At 70.0% G+C, this 21070-nt stretch carries 18 protein-coding genes; 7 read left to right on the forward strand and 11 right to left on the reverse strand.

What is annotated here, in order from left to right; all coding sequences use genetic code 11:
* Positions 1 to 16: 16 nt before the first annotated feature.
* Positions 17 to 1282 (forward strand): GNAT family N-acetyltransferase, encoded by a 1266-nt coding sequence (locus ABF401_RS14525; RefSeq protein WP_353510284.1) that lies wholly within the window; start codon positions 17 to 19, stop codon positions 1280 to 1282.
* Positions 1283 to 1405: 123 nt separating this feature from the next.
* Here ABF401_RS14525 and ABF401_RS14530 read toward each other — a convergent pair whose 3' ends face one another.
* Positions 1406 to 2317 (reverse strand): alpha/beta fold hydrolase, encoded by a 912-nt coding sequence (locus ABF401_RS14530; RefSeq protein WP_353510285.1) that lies wholly within the window; start codon positions 2315 to 2317, stop codon positions 1406 to 1408.
* A gap of 145 nt (positions 2318 to 2462) precedes the next feature.
* Positions 2463 to 3419, reverse strand: coding sequence for a LysR family transcriptional regulator (locus tag ABF401_RS14535; RefSeq protein WP_353510286.1), 957 nt, complete (start codon positions 3417 to 3419; stop codon positions 2463 to 2465).
* 96 nt (positions 3420 to 3515) lie between these two features.
* Here ABF401_RS14535 and ABF401_RS14540 point away from each other — a divergent pair, with 96 nt between their 5' ends.
* The 3 genes from ABF401_RS14540 (at position 3516) to ABF401_RS14550 (ending at position 6168) form a co-directional block, all read left to right on the forward strand.
* A complete protein-coding gene (locus tag ABF401_RS14540; RefSeq protein WP_353510287.1) occupies positions 3516 to 3704 on the forward strand; it encodes a ferredoxin in 189 nt (62 codons plus the stop codon).
* Between the two features lie 2 nt (positions 3705 to 3706).
* The gene (locus ABF401_RS14545) at positions 3707 to 4909 is read left to right on the forward strand and encodes an NAD(P)/FAD-dependent oxidoreductase (protein WP_353510288.1); all 1203 of its coding nucleotides are present in this window, start codon (positions 3707 to 3709) and stop codon (positions 4907 to 4909) included.
* A 62-nt stretch (positions 4910 to 4971) separates the two neighbouring features.
* Positions 4972 to 6168: a cytochrome P450 gene (locus ABF401_RS14550; protein ID WP_353510289.1), complete on the forward strand. Its 1197-nt coding sequence runs from the start codon at positions 4972 to 4974 to the stop codon at positions 6166 to 6168.
* Between the two features lie 18 nt (positions 6169 to 6186).
* On the opposite strand, the gene ABF401_RS14555 is transcribed toward ABF401_RS14550, so the two are convergent.
* From ABF401_RS14555 to ABF401_RS14580, 6 genes are read right to left on the reverse strand one after another with little or no spacing between them, the layout of a single operon-like run.
* A complete protein-coding gene (locus ABF401_RS14555) occupies positions 6187 to 7353 on the reverse strand; it encodes an NAD(P)/FAD-dependent oxidoreductase (protein WP_353510290.1) in 1167 nt (388 codons plus the stop codon).
* A 23-nt stretch (positions 7354 to 7376) separates the two neighbouring features.
* Complete coding sequence (locus ABF401_RS14560; RefSeq protein ID WP_353510291.1) at positions 7377 to 7985, reverse strand: TetR/AcrR family transcriptional regulator; 609 nt, start codon at positions 7983 to 7985, stop codon at positions 7377 to 7379.
* Between the two features lie 37 nt (positions 7986 to 8022).
* Positions 8023 to 8814 carry an enoyl-CoA hydratase family protein gene (locus tag ABF401_RS14565; protein WP_353510292.1) on the reverse strand — a complete coding sequence of 264 codons (792 nt, stop codon included), beginning with the start codon at positions 8812 to 8814 and terminating at the stop codon, positions 8023 to 8025.
* Positions 8811 to 10892: an acetyl/propionyl/methylcrotonyl-CoA carboxylase subunit alpha gene (locus ABF401_RS14570; protein WP_353510293.1), complete on the reverse strand. Its 2082-nt coding sequence runs from the start codon at positions 10890 to 10892 to the stop codon at positions 8811 to 8813. The genes ABF401_RS14565 and ABF401_RS14570 overlap by 4 nt, the downstream gene beginning before the upstream one ends.
* Positions 10893 to 10902: 10 nt before the next feature.
* Positions 10903 to 12501 carry an acyl-CoA carboxylase subunit beta gene (locus ABF401_RS14575; protein ID WP_353510294.1) on the reverse strand — a complete coding sequence of 533 codons (1599 nt, stop codon included), beginning with the start codon at positions 12499 to 12501 and terminating at the stop codon, positions 10903 to 10905.
* Positions 12498 to 14270, reverse strand: coding sequence for an acyclic terpene utilization AtuA family protein (locus ABF401_RS14580; protein WP_353510295.1), 1773 nt, complete (start codon positions 14268 to 14270; stop codon positions 12498 to 12500). The genes ABF401_RS14575 and ABF401_RS14580 overlap by 4 nt, the downstream gene beginning before the upstream one ends.
* A 79-nt stretch (positions 14271 to 14349) precedes the next feature.
* On the opposite strand from ABF401_RS14580, the gene ABF401_RS14585 reads away from it, so the two are divergent.
* A complete protein-coding gene (locus tag ABF401_RS14585; RefSeq protein WP_353510296.1) occupies positions 14350 to 15495 on the forward strand; it encodes an acyl-CoA dehydrogenase family protein in 1146 nt (381 codons plus the stop codon).
* A 256-nt stretch (positions 15496 to 15751) separates the two neighbouring features.
* Positions 15752 to 17479: a ubiquinone-dependent pyruvate dehydrogenase gene (gene poxB, locus ABF401_RS14590; RefSeq protein ID WP_353510297.1), complete on the forward strand. Its 1728-nt coding sequence runs from the start codon at positions 15752 to 15754 to the stop codon at positions 17477 to 17479.
* 31 nt (positions 17480 to 17510) lie between these two features.
* On the opposite strand, the gene ABF401_RS14595 is transcribed toward poxB, so the two are convergent.
* The 3 genes from ABF401_RS14595 to ABF401_RS14605 are packed head-to-tail and all read right to left on the reverse strand — an operon-like array spanning position 17511 to position 19856.
* Positions 17511 to 18284 (reverse strand): MerR family transcriptional regulator, encoded by a 774-nt coding sequence (locus tag ABF401_RS14595; RefSeq protein ID WP_353510298.1) that lies wholly within the window; start codon positions 18282 to 18284, stop codon positions 17511 to 17513.
* Between the two features lie 34 nt (positions 18285 to 18318).
* Positions 18319 to 19080, reverse strand: a complete 762-nt coding sequence (locus ABF401_RS14600; RefSeq protein WP_353510299.1) for an ABC transporter permease — start codon at positions 19078 to 19080, stop codon at positions 18319 to 18321.
* Complete coding sequence (locus ABF401_RS14605; protein WP_353510300.1) at positions 19077 to 19856, reverse strand: ABC transporter ATP-binding protein; 780 nt, start codon at positions 19854 to 19856, stop codon at positions 19077 to 19079. Before ABF401_RS14605 ends, ABF401_RS14600 begins: the two co-directional genes overlap by 4 nt.
* 320 nt (positions 19857 to 20176) lie before the next feature.
* On the opposite strand from ABF401_RS14605, the gene efeU reads away from it, so the two are divergent.
* Positions 20177 to 21031, forward strand: coding sequence for an iron uptake transporter permease EfeU (efeU, locus tag ABF401_RS14610; RefSeq protein ID WP_353510301.1), 855 nt, complete (start codon positions 20177 to 20179; stop codon positions 21029 to 21031).
* Positions 21032 to 21070: the final 39 nt, after the last annotated feature.

Raw genomic sequence — 21070 nt, forward strand, 5'->3', positions numbered from 1 at the left:
GGGATTGGCTGGGCCCATGACTGAGAACCGGATCCGCGTCGACACCGCGACGGACGCCGACCGCTACGTGAGCACGGACCACATCGTCTGGTTCGACGAGATACCGGACCGCCCCGCGGAGGAGCAGCTGCTCGGCCTGGCCGAGAACCAACGGTTCGCGGCGGAGGTGGATGGCGCCGAGCCCGGCAGCTATGCCGGGATCTACGGTGTCTTTCCACTGACACTGGCGATCCCCGGGCCACAGACGAGTACCCGGCCAGTTTCCTGCGCCGGCCTGACGTGGGTCGGTGTGCATCCCGACCAGCGGCGCAAGGGCGTGCTCACCGCCATGATCAAGGACCATCTCGAGCGGGTTCACGAGGTGCCGGGCACCCACGTCTCCGCGCTCCATGCCAGCGAGCCGGCCATCTACGGCCGCTACGGCTACGGGCTGGCGTCGACGGAGCTGTCCGTCAGCCTGGGCCGCGGCACGACGATGACGGCACCCCATCTCGACGAGGCGGCTGCAGCAATCACGACGCAGCTGGCGACGACCTCGGATCCGGATGTCTCCAAGCGCATGCGCGAGTGCCACCTGGCCCATGCCGACCTCGGGTCGGTGGTGGGCGACGCGGGCTATTACTCGCGGATCTGCCAGCAGCAGCCAGAGCATCTCCGAGACCGCGAGCCGTGGCGGATCCTGTTCGCCCGGCGCGACGGGAACGACGTCGGGTTCGCCATGTTCCGCCGCAGCCACAAGTGGGAGAAGGCCCGCCCGGCCGGCGACCTCGAGGTGTGGGCAGTGATCGGTGAGGCGGCCGCCCAGCTGGCCCTGATCCGACGACTGGTCGACTTCGACCTGATGGGAACCGTCAAGGTGCGCACCGTCGGCGTCGATGCCCCGTTGCTGCACTGGGCCGGGGGGCCGCGAGCGACGTCCGACGTCGAGACCTACGACAGCCTGTGGCTCCGCCTCGTCGACCTTCCCGAGTCCTTGCAGGACCGGACCTGGCGTGCGCCGTGCGACGTCGTGGTCGAGGTCGAGGACACCACCGCGCCGTGGAACCAGGCCACGTGGCGCATCGCTGTCAGCGGGGAGGGCGAGGCAGCCGTCGAACGGACCTCCGCCGAGGCCGACCTGCACCTGCCGGTCGGGGCGCTGGGGGCCGCGTACCTCGGTGGCGGCAACCTCGTCGCGATGCAGCGTGCCGGGCTCGTGGAGGAACGCCGGCGCGGCGCCGCTGCCGAGCTCTGGCGCGCGCTGCGCACCGACGCCGCGCCCACCGCGGCGGTGGGGTTCTGACCCCGCCCTTCCCTGCCAGGTGAGTGCGGGAGGAGACCAACTCAGCCGTATGCCGCTGAGCCTGCTCAGCGGCATACGGCTCGGTTGGCCTGTGGCCGAGTCATTCTCGCCGCTGGGATCGGCTCAGGAGTAGGCGGCGATGAAGTCCAGACGCATGCGGACTCGTCGGTCGAGGAAGTCCCCGAGGACGGACTCAAAGGCGACGTTGTCGTCGCCCGCGACCATGTGGTGAGCTCCGGACACCTCGGCGAACTCGGAGTGCGGGACGAGCTTGAGGAAGCGCGCCGCGTCCTGCGGGCTGAGCACGTCCGAGGCCCCGCCCCGCACGAGCAGTGTCGGCACCCGCAGCGACTCGGCCGCGGCGCCGAGCCGAGCCGGGTCGACGAGCCGGTCACGTTGGACCGCCTCGTCGCGGTCGGAGCGGAACATGGCCGGGTCCCAGTGCCAATAGAGGCGCCCGTCCCGCTCGCGGACGTTGCGGCGCAGGCCCTCGAGGCTGTTGGGACGCGGGCGGTGCGGCAGGTACAGCGAGATCGCGTCCGCGACCTCCTCCAACGACGCAAACCCTTCCTCGGCCCGGGTCATCATGAACTCCCTGATCCGATGCGCGCCCTCCGGCTGGAGAAACGGGGAGACATCAACGAGAACGAGGCCCAGGGCCAGTTCCGGCCAACGACCGATCGCCTCCAGCGCCGCGTTGCCGCCGAGTGAGGCCCCGATGAGCACCGCGGGCCGGCCGAGGTGGTCGATGACCGCCCGCACGTCGCTCGAGTAGCTGTCGAGGGTGTAGTCGCCGGTCGGCGACCACGTGCTGTCGCCGTGCCCGCGAACATCGACGGTGATGGCGTGCCAGCCGGCGGCTCCGAGGTCGGCCGCGGTGGATCCCCAGGAGTGCCGGGTCTGCCCACCACCGTGGAAGAGCACGACGGCGGGGTCGGCCGGGTCACCGAAGGCATCTGCGGCGAGCACGACGTCGCCCGACTCGATGCGGAGGTGAGTTGGCGTGGACGCGGCAGTGCGGGGATGGTCACTCATCGGCACCCTTCCGAGCGGGGACACAACGGCCCCACGCTATCCACACCGCTGCCTTGCGAGGCACCCGCCCATGCCGCAGCCAGCTGGAGCGTGATGACGTGCACTGCTTCTGGCTGAGCTGAGTTCGTCTGTCGCTGAAGGGGGCTCAGTGTTTGGGGGCGGCCTCTCGCAGCAGTGCGCCCAGCCAGGTGCGCAGCTCGTCGTCCGCCAGCCAGGGGTTCCAGACCACGTCCATCCCCAGCCCGCCGATCGGGAACGGGAACTCATGCGTGCGCAGCCCGAGGTGCCGCAGCGCCGCCACGACCGACTTCCGTTGGAACCCCACGCCACCGGCGGCCGCGATGACGTGGGGAATGAGCAGCGTGTCCGAGACCCGGGCGCGAACGGTGTAGCGCACCCCTCGCTCCTCGAGGACCTCGTAGGGGCGGGTGCGGAAGGTGGCGTACTCGAGGACGACGTGCGGGAGGGTTTCGAGCAGCTCGGCCACCGGCTCGTCGGGAACGTCCGGCCGGGTCACGACGACCCACCGGTCGTCGTACAGGCGCTCGCGGGGGAAGGGGGCGGTGAAGACGTCCGAGAGGAGGATCGCGTCGAGCCCCTCCTGGGTGAAGACCGAGTCCGACACCGAGAGCACTGGCATCGTGCGCAGTCGCAGCACGGCCTGGGGTGCGCGTTCGGCCAGCAACCGCGCCACCTCGCCGCCGAGGACGGACGCGGTGCTACTCGTCATCGCCAGCGTGACCGCGCGCCGGTCGGTGGCCGGGTCGAACGGCGTCGGGCGCACGACCTGGACCGCCTGCCGCAGCGTTCGCCGCAGCGGCGCGACGAGCTCCATGGCGCGGGGAGTCAGGGCCATGGTCGCACCCTGTCTGACGAGCAGCTCGTCCCCGTGGAGCCGCCGCATCCGCCGCAGCGCGTGGCTCATCGCCGGTTGGGTCATACCGACGCGCGACGCGGCCCGGGTCACCGACCGCTCCTCGAGGAGTGCCAGCAGCGGCACGAGCAGGTTGAGGTCGATCGCCGCGAGCCGGGCCAGCTCGGCGTCTTCCGCTCCGGCACGCGGAGGCAGCGTCTCCTTCGAGACCTCATGAATCTCAGACATGTTAATCATGCTAGACATGCATTGGACGACAGCCGGCTTCTCCGCACACACTTGATACACCGTCAAGTGAGCCGACACGATGTAGTGGAGAACGCCATGCAGTTGATCCTCGACCAGCCGCGCTGCGAGGGCCACGGCCTCTGCGAGGAGGCCGCACCGAGGCTGATGCACCTGGACGACGACGGCGATCTCGTCCTCGACGTCGAGCAGGTCGACGACCGTGACCTCGACCTTGCCAGGGCGGCCGTCCGGGTCTGCCCGGTCGCCGCGCTGCGACTCGAGTGACCATGGCACGCCCAGAGCGGATCGTCGTGCTCGGTTACGGCATCGCCGCCCTCACTGCCGCAGAGTCCCTACGAGACACCGGTTTCGACGGTGAGCTGACCATCGTCGGCGACGAGCCCCATGAGCCGTACAGCCGACCCGCGCTCTCCAAGGCTGCCCTGATCGACGACGACCTGACTGCCCTCAGGCTCCCGGCGTCCAGCCACGGCGCGACGGAGCTGCTCGGCAGGCGCGCAGCTGACGTCGACCTCGACCGCTCCCTCGTGCGACTCGACGACGGCGAGGAGCTGGCCTGGGACGGACTCGTCATCGCCACCGGCTCGCGGGCTCGCAGGTTGGTCCCGACCGGCCACGCCGCGGGCCTGGACGCGCCGCCAGAGCTGACACTCCGCGGCCTGGACGATGTCAGGCTGCTGCGCCGCCGGCTCGAGGGCCGGCCGTCGGTCGTCGTCGTCGGAGGTGGGCCCCTGGGGATGGAGATCGCCTCGGGTGCGGTGGACGCCGGCTGCACCGTCACCCTCGTCTCGGACGAGCCGCCCATGCTGCGCCACCTCGGCCCCGACCTCTCGGAGCTGCTCGTGACGGCTGCAATCGAGCGTGGCCTGCACGTCGTGACGACCTCGTGTGCCGCGATCCGGTGGAACGGCCCGCACCCCAGCGTCGTGCTCGAGGACGGCTCAATCCTCGAGGGCGAGGTGGTGGTGACGGCAGCCGGGGACCTGCCGAACCTCGAGCTCCTCGCGCCGAGCGGGCTGCTGACCGACGGCAGGCTCGTGGTGGACTCGCGCGGCAGGGTTCTTATGCGCGGCCGGGCCCGTCCCGACGTGGTCGCCGCCGGCGATGTGGCCACGTTCCCCACCGTGCGGGGCACCATGCGGGTGCCCTTGTGGACGGCGGCCATCGACCAGGCCAAGGTTGCCGCGCCCACCCTGCTGCTCGGCGACGCAGCGCCCGAGCTCGACTTCCGTCCGTACTTCTGGACCGAGCAGTGGGGCCTCAACCTCAAGGCGAGCGGCCAGCTGCCACCAGTCGGATCACCGGAGGTGGTCGACCGTGACCTCAGCGCCGGCTCGGCCCTCCTCCGCTGGGCCGGGGACGCCCCCGCGGGACCGGGCGCCGCGGTGGCGCTCAACTACCGGATCCCGGTCCCACGTCTGCGCCGCCTGGCCCACGGGACGCCGGCTCCGGACCGCATTGCCGTGTGACTGCCACGACCCTTCGCCCTCGACCACCAAACCCTGCGCCCACCCACGACAGAGGTACTGACATGACCACTACCCCCGCCACCGCATCGACCGCTCCCGCGACCTCAGCCATCGACCTCTTCTCCGACGAGGTGCTGATCGACCCCTACCCGGCGTTCGCCGAGCTCCGCGAGACTGCCGCGGTGGTCTACCTCGAGACCAACCGGGCCTGGGCGCTGACCCGCTACGACGCGATCCGTGACGCCCTTGGCGACCCGGCGACCTTCTCCTCCAACAAGGTCGCGTTCAACGACGACATGAACCGCGCGCTCGAGGGCACCAGCCTCACCACCGACCCGCCGGACCACGGCCGGCTGCGCGCGGCCCTGACCGAGAACCTGTCGCCCCGCGCGCTGCGCTCGCTCAAGTCCGAGATCGACGAGAAGGCCGACCGGATGGTGGCCGGCCTCGTCGAGCGGGGCAGCTTCGACGGGATCGGCGACCTGGCCCGGGCGTTCCCGATCCTCATCGTTGCCGACCTGATCGGTGTCCAGGGCGAGGTGCGGGCCAACATCCTGCGGTGGGGCGAGGCAGCCTTCAACGTGCTCGGCCCGATGAACCAGCGCACCATCGACAACTTCCCGATCGCCGGCGAGCTGTTCCAGTGGGCCACGACGGTCCAGGCGAAGGACCTGAGCGAGGGCAGCATGGGCCGAGCGATCTTCGCTGCGGCCGAGCGCGGCGACATCCCGATGGACAGCTGCGGCCACATCATCCACCAGTACGTCGCTGCCGGTGTGGACTCGACGATCGCGACGCTCGGCAACGCCCTGGCACACCTCGGTGCCCACCCCGACCAGTACGAGCTCCTGTCCGAGGACCCCTCCCTCATCCCGTCGGCCCTCAACGAGGTGTTGCGGTTCGAGGGCCCGGTGCACGCCTTCGGGCGCCTCGTCAAGGAGGACGTCGACGTGGACGGCACGGTCATCCCGGCGGGCGAGCAGATTGCCGTTCTCTTCGGCTCCGGCAACCGCGACCCCCGCCACTACGAGGACCCCGACAGCTTCCTCGTGCGTCGCAACCCGCTCGACCACCTGTCCTTCGGCTATGGAGTGCACGGCTGCGCCGGCCAGGGACTGGCTCGCCTCGAGATCCACGCGGTGCTGAACGCTCTCGTCACGCGGGTCAAACGCTTCGAGGTCGGCCCGTCGACGCGCAACCTCAGCAACATGATGCGGAGCCTGGACACGCTGCCGGTGACGATCGTCGAGACGACCTGACTCGCGTCTCGATACCGCTCAGCGGGCGTGCTGCCATGGGGGCCGCCGAAAGCGCCCCGGTGACAGCAGGGGAGCGTCCAGCCCGAGGCGGGTGAGGTCGCCGGGGGCCTGCGAACCACGGACGAGGCTCGCTGCCAGCCGAGCGGTGGCGGGCGCCGTCTGGATCCCGTAGCCGCCCTGACCCGCGAGCCAGAAGAAGCCGTCCGCCTCCGGGTCGAAACCGACGACGAACTCCTCGTCCGGTGCGAACGTGCGCAGGCCGGCCCATGAGGTCCGGACGGACCTGGCCGCCAGCGTGGTGACCTCACGAATCTCGTCGAGTGCACGGGCGATCTCCATGGTGTCCGGCTTGACGTCGGCCGGTTCGCAGCCTGTCCGATCAGCCGGAGAGCAGAGGAACTGCTCGCCCTCGGGCTTGACGTAGAAGGTCTCCTCCGCGTCGTACAGCAGGGGCATGAGTGGATCCTGCGGCGCACCATCCCCGGGGACCGTGAAGATGGTGCGCCGTCGTGGGCTGAGCCCCACCGGAGCGCACCCGGCGGCCTTGGCCACCTGGTCAGCCCAGGCCCCAGCCGCGTTGACCACGACGCGGCCCCGGGCGACGACCCCGTCGGCAGCGTGCACCTGCCACCCCTCATCCGACTGTCTCAGGTGCTCGACCGGCCGCCGCCGAACCACGGTGCCGCCACGGGCGCGCAGTCCCTTGACGAAGCCCTGGTGGAGGGCATGCACGTCGAGCTCCATCGCATGCGGCTCGAAGAGCCCCTTGGCCACGGCCTCCGGGCGGAGGATCGGGCACAACTGGGCCGCCACGGCTGCGTCGACGGTGCTCGCGTCGGACACGAGGGCCCGAACCTGCTCGTGGAGGGCGTCGATGATCTCGCCGCGCCCGGACCGCGCGATCTGCAGCAGCGGACGGGGCGTCATGAGCGTCCTGTCGAAGCCGGCGGGCGGGTCCTCCAGGAAGGCACGGCTGCCGATCGTCAGCGCGCGGACCTGCGGCCCGCCGTAGGTCTCGAGATACATCGCGGCCGACCGACCGGTTGCGTGGTAGCCGAGCGTCGGCTCCATCTCGACGAGCAGCACGGTGTGGTCGAGTGCCAGCTCGTAGGCCACCGACACGCCGGCCACCCCACCCCCCACGACGACCACGTCGTAGGTATCTGCGGCTGCAGCGGACCTCACCTCGTCACTCAATCGAAGAAGGCCTACTTCCCGGCCAGCCCGAGGCCGGCGGCGAGCTGCTCCGCCCACGTGTCGACGACGCGACGGCGACGCCGCGAGTCGTCGGTGAGGACGTCGGCCAGCGCGAGGCCGCGGGCCATGTCCAGCGTCCCCTGGATGAGGGCGCGCACCCGTGGATCGGCATCGTCCACGTGGAGCAACCGGACCGTCATCTCGTGGACACCGCTGCCGAACTTGCGCTCCAACGGAAGGATGCGGTCCCGCAAGGCCGGGTCGGCCGCTGCTGCGTTCCACACCTGCAGTGCTGCCTTGAACAGCATGCCGACGTAGAGATCGACGACGGCATTCAGGACGTGCGCGACCCGCTCGGTGCCGCTGAGGTCGGGCACGGTCATCGTGGTGGCCAGCCTGGTGCGCTGCTCGAACATGTAGTCCAGCGCCGCGATGATGAGGTCCTCGCGGGTGGGGAAGTGGTGCTGCAGCGCGCCGCGGCTGGCCCCCGCCTCGGCGGCGATCACCGAGACCGATGACGCCTCCCAGCCGCGGATCGCGAGAGACTCGACGGTCGCCTCGAGGATCCGCTGGCGCGTGAGGCGGCTGCGGTCCTGCTTGGGCTCAGTGGCGGTGCTCATCGGGTCCGATCGTGCCAGAGCCGCGCACCGTGGCCCGTCACGTGGCCCACCGCGGCCGTCGGCGCTCGCGGAACGCGGTCATTCCCTCCCTGGCCTCCTCGCTCGCGAAGAGCCGCGATGACTGGTCGGCAAGGCGGTCGCGGTCGGCGGCGAAGCCGGCGAGGGTGTGGTGGTTGACGAGCGACTTCGACTCGCGCAGGCCCTGCGGTGAACATGCTGCGAACGAGGTGACGAACTCGGCGACGGCCGCGTCGACATCGTCCGAGGCGTCGACGGCGCGGGAGACGAGCCCGATCTCCGCGGCGCGCCCGGCGGCCAAGATGTCACCGGTGAGGAAGAGCTCCGTGGCGGCGCGGTTGGCGAGCCGGGGCAGCACCGTGAGAGAGATGACGGATGCGGCGAGGCCCAGCCGGGACTCGGTCAGCGCAAAGGTCGACCGCGGGCCGGCGACGACGATGTCGCACGCCGCGACGAGTCCCATGCCTCCCGCCCGCACGTGGCCGTCAATGCTCCCAATGACGGGCTTGCCGAGCGCCATGATTGCATGGAGCAGGTCGATCAGCTGAACGGCGCGCTCGCGAGCTGGGTCGCCGACCGGGCGGCTCGACGCCTCGGTGAGGTCGGCTCCGGCGCAGAACGTGCCACCGGTGTGGGTGAGCACGACGGCGCGAACGGACGGGTCCGACTCGGCGGCTGCCAGCGCGTCGCGCAGCTCGCGGACGAGCTGGTCCGACAGGGCGTTGCGGTTGTGGGGGGAGTCGAGGGCGATGCGGGTCACGCCGTCCGCAGTCTCCACGGCGACTCGTCGGGCTGTCGGTGCATCGGTCATGGCGTGGTCTCCTCCATCGTCTCGTCCTCGTCCGGGTCCCGCAGGCGGTCCATCGTGTCCTCGACGACGGCAAGCGTCGTGCCCTGGTCGACCTGCTCACCCTTGACGACGTGGAGATCGGTCACGACCCCGGCCGCTGACGCGGTCACGGCGTGCTCCATCTTCATGGCCTCGAGCCACAGGAGTGGCTGGCCGGCCTCGACCCGGCTGCCCACCTCGACGGCGACCCGGACCACGGTCCCGGGCATCGGGGCCGCGAGCACGCCCGCGTGCGCTTGGGCCGATGGGTCCGTGAACCTGGCCACCCGCGCGAGTGTGACGCTGCCGCCCGAGCCATCGACGACGACAGAGGTCGCACCGCCGGACGGGAAGCGACTGACGGCGAACTGACGCCTGATCCCGTCGAGCTCCAGGACGACGCGGTCCGGCTCCGCCGAGAGGAGACTGATGCTGCTGTGGCCATCCGGGAGCCACTCGAGCTCGAGACCCTCGCGGCCGAAGCGGTAGCCCACCACCAGCTCGTTGTCACCGGTTGAGTAGGTACGTCGCTGGAACTCTCCGGACACGATGCGGAATCCGCTCGGGATGGACCGGAGCGCCTGGGCCTCCGCACGCTCCGACGCGGCGTCGGCGAGCGCGGCGACGATCGAGCCGAGGGTCGGGTCGAGCCCGCTGCTCCTCGTCAGCAGGGCTGGGTCGTGCTCGGTGTAGAACCGGGTGTCGGCGCTCCCGGAGAGGAACTCGGGGTGGAGCAGGCTCGCGACGAGCAGGTCCCGGTTGGTCGTGAGGCCGTGGATGCGGGCGCGTCGCAGGGCAGCGGCGAGCTCTCGGGCCGCCTCCTCGCGAGTCGGCGCACGGGAGATGACCTTGGCGAGCATGGGGTCGTAGTTGACGCCGACGACGCTCCCGTCTTGCACGCCGGAGTCGACGCGGATCCCGTGCAGTTCGGGGATGGCGAACTCGGCGGTGACGCCCGGAACGCGCAGGGCGTGCACGGTGCCGCTCTGCGGCTGCCAGTCGCGGGCCGGGTCCTCCGCGTAGAGCCGGGCCTCGATCGAGTGGCCGGTCATCGTCGGCTCGGCGCCCTTCAGCGGGAGCCCGGCGGCGACGTCGAGCTGGAGCCCGACGAGGTCGAGTCCCGTGACGCACTCGGTGACCGGGTGCTCGACCTGCAGCCGGGTGTTCATCTCGAGGAACCAGAAGTGGCCGCGTGCGTCAGCGAGGAACTCGACCGTCCCTGCCCCGCGATAGTCGACGGCCGCCGCGGCGTTCCGGGCCGCCGTGAGCAGGCGCTCGCGCAGGTCGCCACCAATCCGGTCGACGAGCGGGGATGGAGCCTCCTCGATGACCTTCTGGTGACGACGCTGGAGCGAGCACTCGCGTTCCCCGAGGGCCCACACCGTGCCGTGTGCATCCGCCATGATCTGGACCTCGACGTGGTGCCCCGCGTCGAGGTAGCGCTCGCAGAAGACCGTCGGGTCGCCGAAGGCGCTCGCCGCTTCGCGCGCGGCGCTCTCGACGGCGTCGGCAACCCCGGCGACGGTGCGGACGATGCGCATGCCACGGCCGCCACCGCCGGACGAGGCCTTGACGAGGATCGGCAGGTCATCCTCGGTGATCTCAGCCGGGTCAAGGCGCTCGAGCACAGGGACGCCTGCCTCGGCCATGAGGACCTTTGACTCAACCTTGGATCCCATGAGCTCGATGGCCTTGGGGTCCGGGCCGATCCACGTGAGCCCGCCCTGCAGGACGGCTGCCGCGAAGTCGGCGTTCTCCGAGAGGAAGCCGTAGCCGGGGTGGATGGCGTCGGCGTCGGCGCGCCTTGCCGCCTCGATGACGAGATCACCGCGCAGGTAGGTCTCGGCCGCCGTCATACCCGGGAGGTGGACCGCCGCGTCCGCGTCGGCGACGTGCAGGCTGTCGGCGTCGGCGTCGGAGTAGACCGCGACGGTGGCGATCCCGCGACGGCGGCAGGTGGCGACGATGCGGCGCGCGATCTCACCGCGGTTGGCGACGAGGACGCTGGTGATCTGTCGGCCGATGACCGTCGCTGGGTTCGGGGTCGGGTTGCTGGTCATCACCACGTCCTCACATCCGGAAGACGCCGAACGAGGAGGTGCCCTCGACCGGTGCGTTGTGGATCGCGGACAGGGCGATGCCGAGGACGGACCTCGTGTCGCGGGGGTCGATGATCCCGTCGTCGTAGACCAGGCCGGACAGCACGAGCGGCATGGCCTCCGCGGTGATCTGCTTCTCGATGGCGGCGCGCACGGCGAGCGCGCCCTCCTCGTCGAAGGCCTTGCCCTGGGCGAGGGCCGAGGCCCGAGACACCGAGTAGGTGACGTCGGCGAGCTGTTGTGCTCCCATGACCGCGCTGCGCGCGCTGGGCCAGGTGAAGACGAACCGCGGGTCGTAGGCCCGGCCGCACATGCCGTAGTGGCCGGCGCCGTAGGAGTTGCCGATGAGGACCGAGATGTGGGGCACGGTCGAGTTGGAGACGGCGTTGATCATCATCGCCCCGTGCTTGATGATGCCGCCCTGCTCGTACTCCTTGCCGACCATGTAGCCGGTCGTGTTGTGCAGGAACAGCAGCGGGGTGTTGGTCTGGTTGGCGAGCTGGATGAACTGGGCCGCCTTCTGCGACTCCTGGCTGAACAGCACGCCCCGGGCGTTGGCGAGGATCCCCACGGGGAAGCCGTGCAGCTGGGCCCAGCCCGTGACGAGCGAGGTGCCGTAGAGCGGCTTGAACTCGTCGAAATCCGAGTCGTCGACGATCCGGGCGATCACCTCGCGGGGGTCGAACGGGTTCTTGAGGTCGGAGGGCACGATCCCGAGCAGGTCCTCGGCGGCATACCGCGGCGGCCTGGGCGTGAGGGTCAGCGGCGCAGCGGGCTTGCGCCAGTTGAGGCGCCCGACGATGCGACGGCCGATGCGGATGGCGTCCTGCTCGTCGAGGGCGTAGTAGTCGGCGAGCCCCGAGACCCGGGCATGCATCGCGGCGCCGCCGAGCGACTCGTCGTCGGACTCCTCGCCCGTCGCAGCCTTGACGAGCGGTGGACCGGCGAGGAACACCTTGGAGCGCTCCTCGATCATGACGACGTGGTCGCTCATGCCCGGCAGGTAGGCCCCGCCCGCCGTGGAGTTGCCGAAGACGAGAGCGATCGTCGGGACTCCGGCCGCGGAGAGCTGCGTGAGGTTGCGGAAGGTCGCCCCTCCCGGGATGAAGATGTCCTTCTGGGTCGGCAGGTCGGCGCCGCCGGACTCGACCAGGCTGATGACGGGCAGCCGGTTCTCCTTGGCGATGTCATGCATCCGCAGCGTCTTCTTCACCGAGGATGGGTTGCTCGCCCCGCCCTTCACGGTCGGGTCGTTGGCGATGACCATGCACTCGACGCCCTCGACGACCCCGATCCCGGCGACGACGCTGCCCCCGACGGTGAACCGGGTACCGTAACCCGCGAGCGGGGCGAGCTCGAGGAACGGGGCGTCCCGGTCGAGGAGCAGCTGGATCCGCTCGCGAGCCGTCAGCTTCCCGCGCCTGCGATGGCGCTCGACCGCCTGCTCGCCGCCACCAGCGACGGCGATGGCGAGCTGCTCGTCGATCTCGGCGAGCTGGGCCGCCATCGCCTCGGCGTTCGCGCGCATGTCGACGCTCGTGGGATCGATGGTGCTGCGGAGAGTCGTCATGGACGGCCCACCTCCACGGGCGCGGGCAGCAGTCGAGTGGGCAGGTCGACGTGACGCGCTCTCAGCCACTCGCCGAGGGCCTTGGCCTGCGGGTCGAAGCGCGCGGCATAGGCGACTCCGTCGCCGAGGAGTCCCTCGACGACGAAGTTGAGGGCGCGGATACGGGGGAGGCGGGTGCGCGTGACCGTCAGGTCACGCGTCTCGGGAAGCAGGTCGCGCAGCCGGTCGACGGTGAGGAAGCCGTCGAGCCAGGCGAACTCGTCTTGCGAGCGTACCCATAGCCCGACGTTCGCGTTGCCGCCCTTGTCGCCGGACCGCGCCCCCACGATCGTTCCCAGCGGGGCACGTACCGTCATCCCGTATGCGGCTGAGCCGGCTTCGGGTGCTTCGCCGGCTCCTGCTGTGGCCGGGTCGCCGGGCAGAGGTTCGAGCGGCCGCGTCGTGGGAGGCGGCTCGATGGACTGCCGTTCACCGCTCGGCAGCGTGACCGTGTGGACGGGGACGTCCTGGGAGAGGAAGCGCGGCTCGAAGATCCCGTAGGCGCTCCCGGAGCCCGGTGGGTTCGTCAGGAAGCAACCGGGGTAGCTCGCGAGCGCGATCTCGACCGCCGCGTTCGAAAAGGCGCGCCCGACCTTGGCCTCGTCGGGATCGCGGGCGACGACGGTGAGGGTCGCCGCCGCGCGCGCCTGGGTGTCCGGATCGTCATGGTCGGTTCGGGCCAGGGTCCAGGTCAGCTCAGCCGGCCGGACGGAGAGCGATGCCTCGACCTGCCGTCGGGCCAGGTCTGCCTTGGCGTCGATGTCGAGGCCGGTGAGCACGAAGGTCAGCTCGTTCCGGTAGCCACCGACTCTCGTGCACGAGACCTTGACGTCCGGGGGAGGGGCCTCGCCCCGGGCGCCGGTGACGAGGACGCGGTCGGGGCCGTGCTGCTCGAGGGTGAGGGAGTCGAGTCGCAGGACGGCATCGGGCCCGGCATAGCGCACGTCCTGGACCTCGTAGAGCAGCTGCGAGACCACGGTGTCGACGGTCACCGCACCACCCGTGCCCGGGTGCTTCGTGATGACCGACGAGCCGTCGCGGCGGATCTCGGCGATCGGGAAGCCGGGCCGGGTCAGGTCCAGGATCTCGCGGAAGAAGGCGAGATTGCCGCCCGTCGCCTGGGTGCCGCACTCGATGACGTGGCCGGCCGCCATGGCGCCGGCGATGGCGTCGAACTCGGTTCGCTCCCAACCGAAGTGAGCGATCGCCGGGCCGACGACGACGGAGGCGTCCGTGACGCGGCCGGTGATGACGATGTCGGCCCCGGCACGGCAGGCCGCAGCGATGCCCAGCCCCCCGAGGTAGGCGTTGGCCGCAAGGGGCGCTCCGAGGCCGAGCTCGCCGGCCCGGGTGGTGAGGTCGTCGCCGTCGACGACGGCGACCTTGACACCGAGGCCGAGCCGAGTTGCGAGGTCCTGGACGGCGGTGGCGCAGCCGTGCGGGTTGAGGCCACCGGCGTTGGCGAGGATGCGCACCCCCTTCTCGTGCGCCAGCCCGAGGCAGTCCTCGAGCTGGCGCAGGAAGGTGCGGGCGTAGCCGAGAGCAGGGTCCTTGGCTCGGTCGCGGCCGAGGATGAGCATCGTGAGCTCCGCGAGGTAGTCCCCGGTGAGCACGTCGAGCGGGCCGCCCTCGAGCATCTCGCGCATCGCGGAGAGCCGGTCTCCGTAGAAGCCCGAGCAGTTCCCGACGCGCAGGACGTCGGACGAGGGCGTTGGGCTCGACTCGGTCATGACATCGCAGCGTGGCACAGTCGAGAAAAACAAGCAAGGCTGCTTGTTTTGTGGAACCTCGGCGGCTACGGTCGAAGCCATGCGACTCACCGGCGACCATGTCGACTTCGGCAAGAGCGTGCGGCACTTCGTCGACACCGAGGTCAACCCGTACGTCGACGAGTGGGAGCGCGAGGGGTCCTTCCCGGCGCATGAGCTGTTCCCGAAGGCTGGTGCGGTCGGGCTCCTCGGCATCGAGTACGACCCTGCCTACGGTGGTCTCGGCGCCGACCACTCCTTCCAGATGGTCGCGTGCGAGGAGCTCGGCCGAATGGGCTCGGCCGGGGTGGGCATGGCGATCGGGGTGCAGTCCATGATGGCGACACCCTCCCTCGCCCAGCTCGGTACCCACGAGCAGAAGACCGAGTTCCTCGCCCCTGCGATCGCGGGGTCGGCCGTCACGGCCATCGCGGTGACCGAGCCGGACACGGGATCCGATGTCGCCCGACTGCTTACCCGCGCGCGACGCGACGGGGATGACTGGGTCATCTCGGGCCGCAAGATGTTCATCACGAATGGAACCCAGGCCGACTGGATCTGCCTGCTCGCGCGGACGTCTGACGAGGGTGGCTTTCGGGGCCTGTCACAGGTCATCGTCCCGACGGCGTGCGCCGGGTTCTCCGTCAGCCGCAAGCTCGACAAGCTGGGCAACTGGGCGTCCGACACGGCCGAGATCGTTCTCGATGACGTGCGTGTGCCGGTCGCCAACACGATCGGTGAGATCGGCCGCGGCTTCCAGCAGCAGATGCAGCAGTTCGTCGTGGAACGGATGTTCGCCGCGTACGTCACGGTCGGCCAGTGCGACACGGCGCTCGAGCTGACGCGGGAGTTCGCCGCGGAGCGGACCATCTTCGGCACCCCTCTCGCTTCCAAGCAGTACGTCGCCTTCCGCCTCGCCGAGCTGCAGGCCCAGGTCGACCTGCTGCGCAGCCACAACCGCGAGACGTGCGAGGCCCGCATGGCCGGTGAGGACATCACCCGAATGGCCTCCGTGGCCAAGCTCACCGCAGGACGCCTCGTCCGCGAGGTCGCCGACACGTGCCTGCAGTTCCACGGCGGCATGGGCTACCTGGAGGAGACGTGGACATCGCGGTTCTTCCGTGACACGCGGCTCGTCTCCATCGGCGGCGGGGCCGACGAGGTGATGCTCCAGGTCCTGGCCCGACTCGACGGTCTACCAGCCTGACTCGCGCCGGCAGCTCGACAGGAAGGGTGCACCCGCCTACCCGATCGAGTGAACAGGATTCGCGCCCGAGAGCTGTTCATTCGATCGGCTCCATCCCAGTGGGGTGGCTGGTCGGGTTCGGGGTGCCGGCCGGCGGGTAGAAGGTCAGCGCTACGACCTGTGCGCACACCCGGCCGCCTGCGCGACCGAGCGGGACGACGGAAGCGAGCTCAGCGGCATACCGCCTCGTCGCCTGACCCGCGCCCAAGGAGGACGAATGGCACAAACCATCGCGCAGAACATGGTGGCAACCCTGCGGGCCAACGGCGTGAAGCGGGTGTACGGCGTCCCCGGCGACTCGCTGAACGGCTTCACTGACGCGCTCCGGCGCGATGGCACGATGGACTGGGTCCACGTGCGGCACGAGGAGGGCGCGGCCTTCGCGGCAGCCGCGGACGCGGAGCTCACCGGTGGGCTCGCGGTGTGCGTCGGCAGCTGCGGCCCCGGGAACCTGCACCTGATCAACGGGCTCTTCGACGCGAATCGGAGCCGGGTGCCCGTGCTCGCCATCGCGGCCCAGATCCCGAGCGAGGAGATCGGCAGCGGCTACTTCCAGGAGACCCACCCGCAGGAGCTCTTCCGCGAGTGCAGCGTCTATGTCGAGCTCGTGTCGCATCGGAGCCAGATGCCACGCGTCCTCGAGATCGCGCTGCGGGTCGCCATCGAGCGGCGCGGCGTTGCGGTCATCGTGATCCCCGGAGACGTGGCCCTGCAGGACGCGGCCGACGACCGGGTCGTCCAGGTCGAGCCAACTCGTCCCCGTGTCCTGCCGTCCGACGACGAGCTTCGGCGAGCTGCGGGGCTGCTCAACCGCGGGTCGGCGACGACGATCCTGGCAGGAGTCGGCGTCGGGGATGCCCACGACGACGTGCTGCGGCTCGCGGACCGGCTGGGTGCGCCCATCGTGCACACGATGCGGGGCAAGGACCGAGTCGAGTTCGACAACCCCTTCGACGTCGGGATGACCGGGCTGCTGGGCTTTGCCTCCGGCTATCGCGCGATGGAGTCGTCGGACACCTTGCTCATGCTCGGGACAGACTTCCCGTACCAGCAGTTCTATCCGCCGAAGGCGAAGGTCATCCAGGTCGACATCCGCGGCGACCAGCTCGGGCGGCGCGTGCCGCTCGACCTCGGCCTCGTGGGTGACGTCGGCGAGACGGCCCGCGCGTTGCTGCCGCTGCTCGACGAGCAGAAGAAGCGCTCGCACCTCGAGGACGCGCTGGCGCACTACGCAAAGACACGAGCGAAGCTCGACGACCTCGCCACGGAGTCGAAGCGGGGCAAGCCGATCCACCCGCAGTACCTGGCGCGCCTGATCGATGAGCTCGCGGACCAGGATGCGGTCTTCGTGCCTGACGTGGGGTCACCGGTCATCTATGCCGCGCGCTACCTCCACATGCACGGCGGCCGTCGACTCATCGGTTCCTTCGTCCACGGCAGCATGGCCAACGCCGTACCGCAGGCGGTGGGCGCGCAGGTCGCGTTCCCCGGTCGGCAGGTCGTGACGATGAGCGGTGACGGCGGCATCGCGATGCTGCTTGGAGAGCTGCTGACCGTCACGCAGAACCGCCTCCCCATCAAGATGGTCGTCTTCAACAACTCGTCCCTCAACTTCGTCGAGCTCGAGATGAAGGCGGCCGGATTCGTCACGTACGGCACCGATCTGGTCAACCCGGACTTCGCTGCGGTGGCGAACGCCATGGGCATCAAGGGAATTCGCGTCGAGAAGTCGAAGGAGCTCCGAAATGCGCTCCGGGACGTCTTCAGCCACAAAGGGCCAGCGCTGGTCGATGTCGTCACGGAGCGTGACGAGCTGACCATCCCGCCGGCCGTGACGGCAGAGCAGGTCAAGGGCTTCACGCTCTACGCGATCCGAACGGTGCTGTCCGGCCGGGGGGACGAGCTCCTCGACCTCGCGAGCGCGAACTTCCGGCAGCTCTTCTGACACCGTCGGCCGTTGGACGGGTCCGCCCGCATCACCCCGCGGGTTCCAGGCGCCGGATGTTCGTCCAGCCCGTCCAGCCGCGCTCCTCGAGCAGGAGGAGCATGCGCTGCGCGGCCGGGAAGGAGTCGATGAAGGCGGCGTCGAGCAGCGCGACCAGGTCGTCACTGACCGGGGCGACATCCTCCACCCCCTCGAACTCGCTCGCCGCTGCCTCGATGAAGGCGGCCACGCGGTCGGCGAGCGCCGGCAGCCGCGGGTCGTCCGGCAGGCAGTCGACGAGGTCGCCGATGTCGAGGTACAGCCGACGGAGCCCCTCGTTCTCGATCTGCACCCGCTTGATCGTCATGAAGGCCGGCACTTCTTCGGGCATCTTCGCCGCGATGAGGATCCAGCTGTCGCGCTCGATCTGGATCAGCCGCTCATTGAAGCCGAGCTCACGCATCCGGTCGAGGTAGGCCACCGCCTCGGGCGGCAGCGCGAGGCTGTCGCCGGCTGCGAGCTGGGCGATGCGCTCGCGGTGTCGCTGGCGTTCCCGGATCTCGGCACGCAGCCGGCGGTCGATGTCCTCGACCGCCGCCTCGAACTCCGGCGCGCCCGCCGCGAGCAGCTCACGCACCCGCGACAGGGGCACGCCCGCGTCGGCCAGGGTGCGGATCTTCACGAGCTCGACCACCGCGGCCGCGTCGTAGCGCCGGTACCCGGAGTGGTCGCGCTCGGGCTCCGGCAGCAGCCCCTTGGCGTGGTAGTGACGAACCGCGCGCACGGTGACGCCGGCGTATGACGCGAGCTGGCTGATCGTCAGCATGGTCCCATTCTCGGTTACCTGGTCAGGGAGGGTGTCAGGCGATCTTGCTGCGGTAGGTGCGGATCGCGAGGACGTAGGCGACGACGAGCAGGCCGACGCACCAGCCGAGTGCGATCCAGCCGTCGTTGCCGACCGGTTGCTCGGCGAAGAGGTTGCGCAGGGTGTTGACGATCGGGGTGACCGGCTGGTGCTCGGCGAACCATCGCACCGGCCCGGGCATGCCGTCCGTCGGCACGAAGGCCGCGCTGATGAACGGCAGGAAGATCAGCGGGTAGGAGAACCCGCTCACCCCGTCGACCGACTTCGCGGTCAGCCCGGGGATCACGGCCAGCCAGGTCAGGGCCAGGGTGAAGAGGACCAGGATCCCGATGGCCGCGAGCCACGCGAGCAGTCCGGCGCCGGAACGGAAGCCCATCGCCAGCGCGACGAGCATGACGAGGGAGAGCGAGACGAGGTTCGCCACGACCGACGTCAGCACGTGTCCCCACAGCAGCGCCGATCGGGTGATCGGCATCGACTGGAACCGTTCGAAGAGGCCGGTCGAGACATCCGTGAAGATCCGGAACGCCGTGTAGGCGATCCCGGAGGCGACGGTGATGAGCAGAATCCCGGGCAGCAGGTAGTTGACGTAGTTGCCGCCGCCGATGTCGATCGCGCTGCCGAAGACGTAGACGAACAGCAGCAGCATGGCGATCGGCGTGATGGCGGTCGTGATGATGGTGTCCGGGCTGCGCAGGATGTGGCGGAGCGACCGCTTGGTCAGCACGGTGGTGTCGTTGAGGGCGTGAGTGGTCATGCGTCGGTCCTTTCTCGGTGCTGGGTTTGGCCGACGATCGCGAGGAAGACCTCTTCGAGGGTCGGCTGCTTCTCGACGTACTCGACCGTCGCCGGCGGCAGCAGCTGCTTGAGCTCGCCCAACGTGCCGTTGGCGATGATCCGGCCCTCGTGGAGGATCGCGATCCGGTCGGCGAGGTGCTCGGCCTCCTCGAGGTACTGCGTGGTGAGCAGCACCGTGGTGCCCCGGCCCGCGAGCACGCGGATGGTGTTCCAGACCTCGTTGCGCGACTGCGGGTCGAGTCCGGTCGTGGGCTCGTCGAGGAAGAGCACGGGCGGGCTGCCGATGAGGCTCATCGCGATGTCGAGGCGGCGACGCATGCCCCCCGAGTACGTCCCCACCCTTCGCCCGGCGGCATCGGTCAGCCCGAACCGCGACAGCAGCTCGTCGGCGATCCTGCCCGGATCGTCGAGACGTCGCAGCTGAGCGACGAGGATCAGGTTCTCCCGTCCGGTGAGGATCTCGTCGACGGCCGCGAACTGTCCGGTGAGGCTGATCGACTCGCGGACCGCCGCCGGTTCGCTGGCGACGTCGTGGCCATTGACGGAGGCGGTCCCGCCGTCCGGCTTGAGCAGGGTGGACAGGATCCGCACTGTCGTGGTCTTGCCAGCGCCGTTGGAGCCGAGGAGCGCGAAGATGGAGCCCGGGGGCACGCTCAGATCGACGCCCCTGAGCACCGCGTTGTCCGCGTAGGACTTGGTCAGTCCGGCGATCTGGATAGCTGGTGTCGTGGTCATGAAACGAGCGTGCAACGTTGACGTTGCGTCAAGGTCAAGCGGGATTTCTCGAGTAGTTCCAGCCAGCCGAGGCGCGAGGGCACGTGGGCTCCCGAGCGAGCTCAGCGGCATACGACCGTATGCCGCTGAGCCGGCCCCGCGCCGAAGGTGACCTTCCAGCGGGGCTGGGTGGCATGTTCAGTGCACGGCGAGCTCGCCCGCCGGGTGGGTCATGCGGCAGTCGACGTGCGGAGGAGCGAACGGGGGTTGTTAGGTAAGGCTTACCTGTGATACCCCTCGAAGGACGCCAATCCCAGGCGTCCTGACCGAAAGGCTGATCTGTGCTCGCGAGCAACACCCTCATCGGACTGCGCGAAGGCCTCGAGGCCGCCCTCGTCGTCGTCATCCTCGTCGCGTTCCTCGTCAAGACGGGCCGACGATGGGCGCTGAAGTACGTGTGGCTGGGCGTCGGCACCGCGGTCGCCCTGTCCGTCGGACTCGGCGCCGCGCTCACCTTCGGGACGCAGGGCCTCGAGCACGATACGCAGGAGCTCATCGGGGGGATCAGCTCGATCGTCGCCGTCGCCTTCGTCACCGGCATGGTCTTCTGGATGCGCGCGGCGTCGAAGTCGATCTCCGGCGATCTCAAGGGTCGTCTCGACCGGGCTCTCGACCTGGGCGCGCTCGCCATCGCCGCCGTCGGTTTCATCGGGGTCGGCCGCGAGGGCCTGGAGACGGCGATCTTCTTCTTCGCCACGACCGAGGCCGCGGGGCAGGGCAATGTCCAGCCGCTGCTCGGATGGGTCCTCGGGCTGGGCGGGGCGGTGTTGCTGGGCATGCTGATCTATCGCGGCGCCGTCCGGATCAATTTGACGAAGTTCTTCCGCTACACCGGGATCCTGCTCATCGTCGTCGCCGCGGGCATCCTCGCCTACGGCGTGCACGACCTGCAGGAAGCGGGCGTCCTGCCGGGCGAGGCACTGAGCGCCTTCGACATTCGCTCGGTCTTCCTCCCCGGCGCCTGGTACGCCGTTCTCCTCAAGGGCATGTTCAACCTCACCCCGGTGATGTCCGTCCTCCAGGTCGTCGCCTGGGTCCTCTACGTCGGCGTCGTCCTGACGATGTTCCTTCGTCCGTTGCGCCCCGCGGTGCCGGTCGTGCCCTCGGCTGAACCGCAACGTTCCCCCGCCGCCTGAGAGCCCCGGGTCGCCCGGTGGGCGACCAAGGTGACCAGC

The organism is Intrasporangium sp., assembly GCF_040414665.1.
In the GTDB taxonomy this organism is placed as follows: domain Bacteria; phylum Actinomycetota; class Actinomycetes; order Actinomycetales; family Dermatophilaceae; genus Intrasporangium.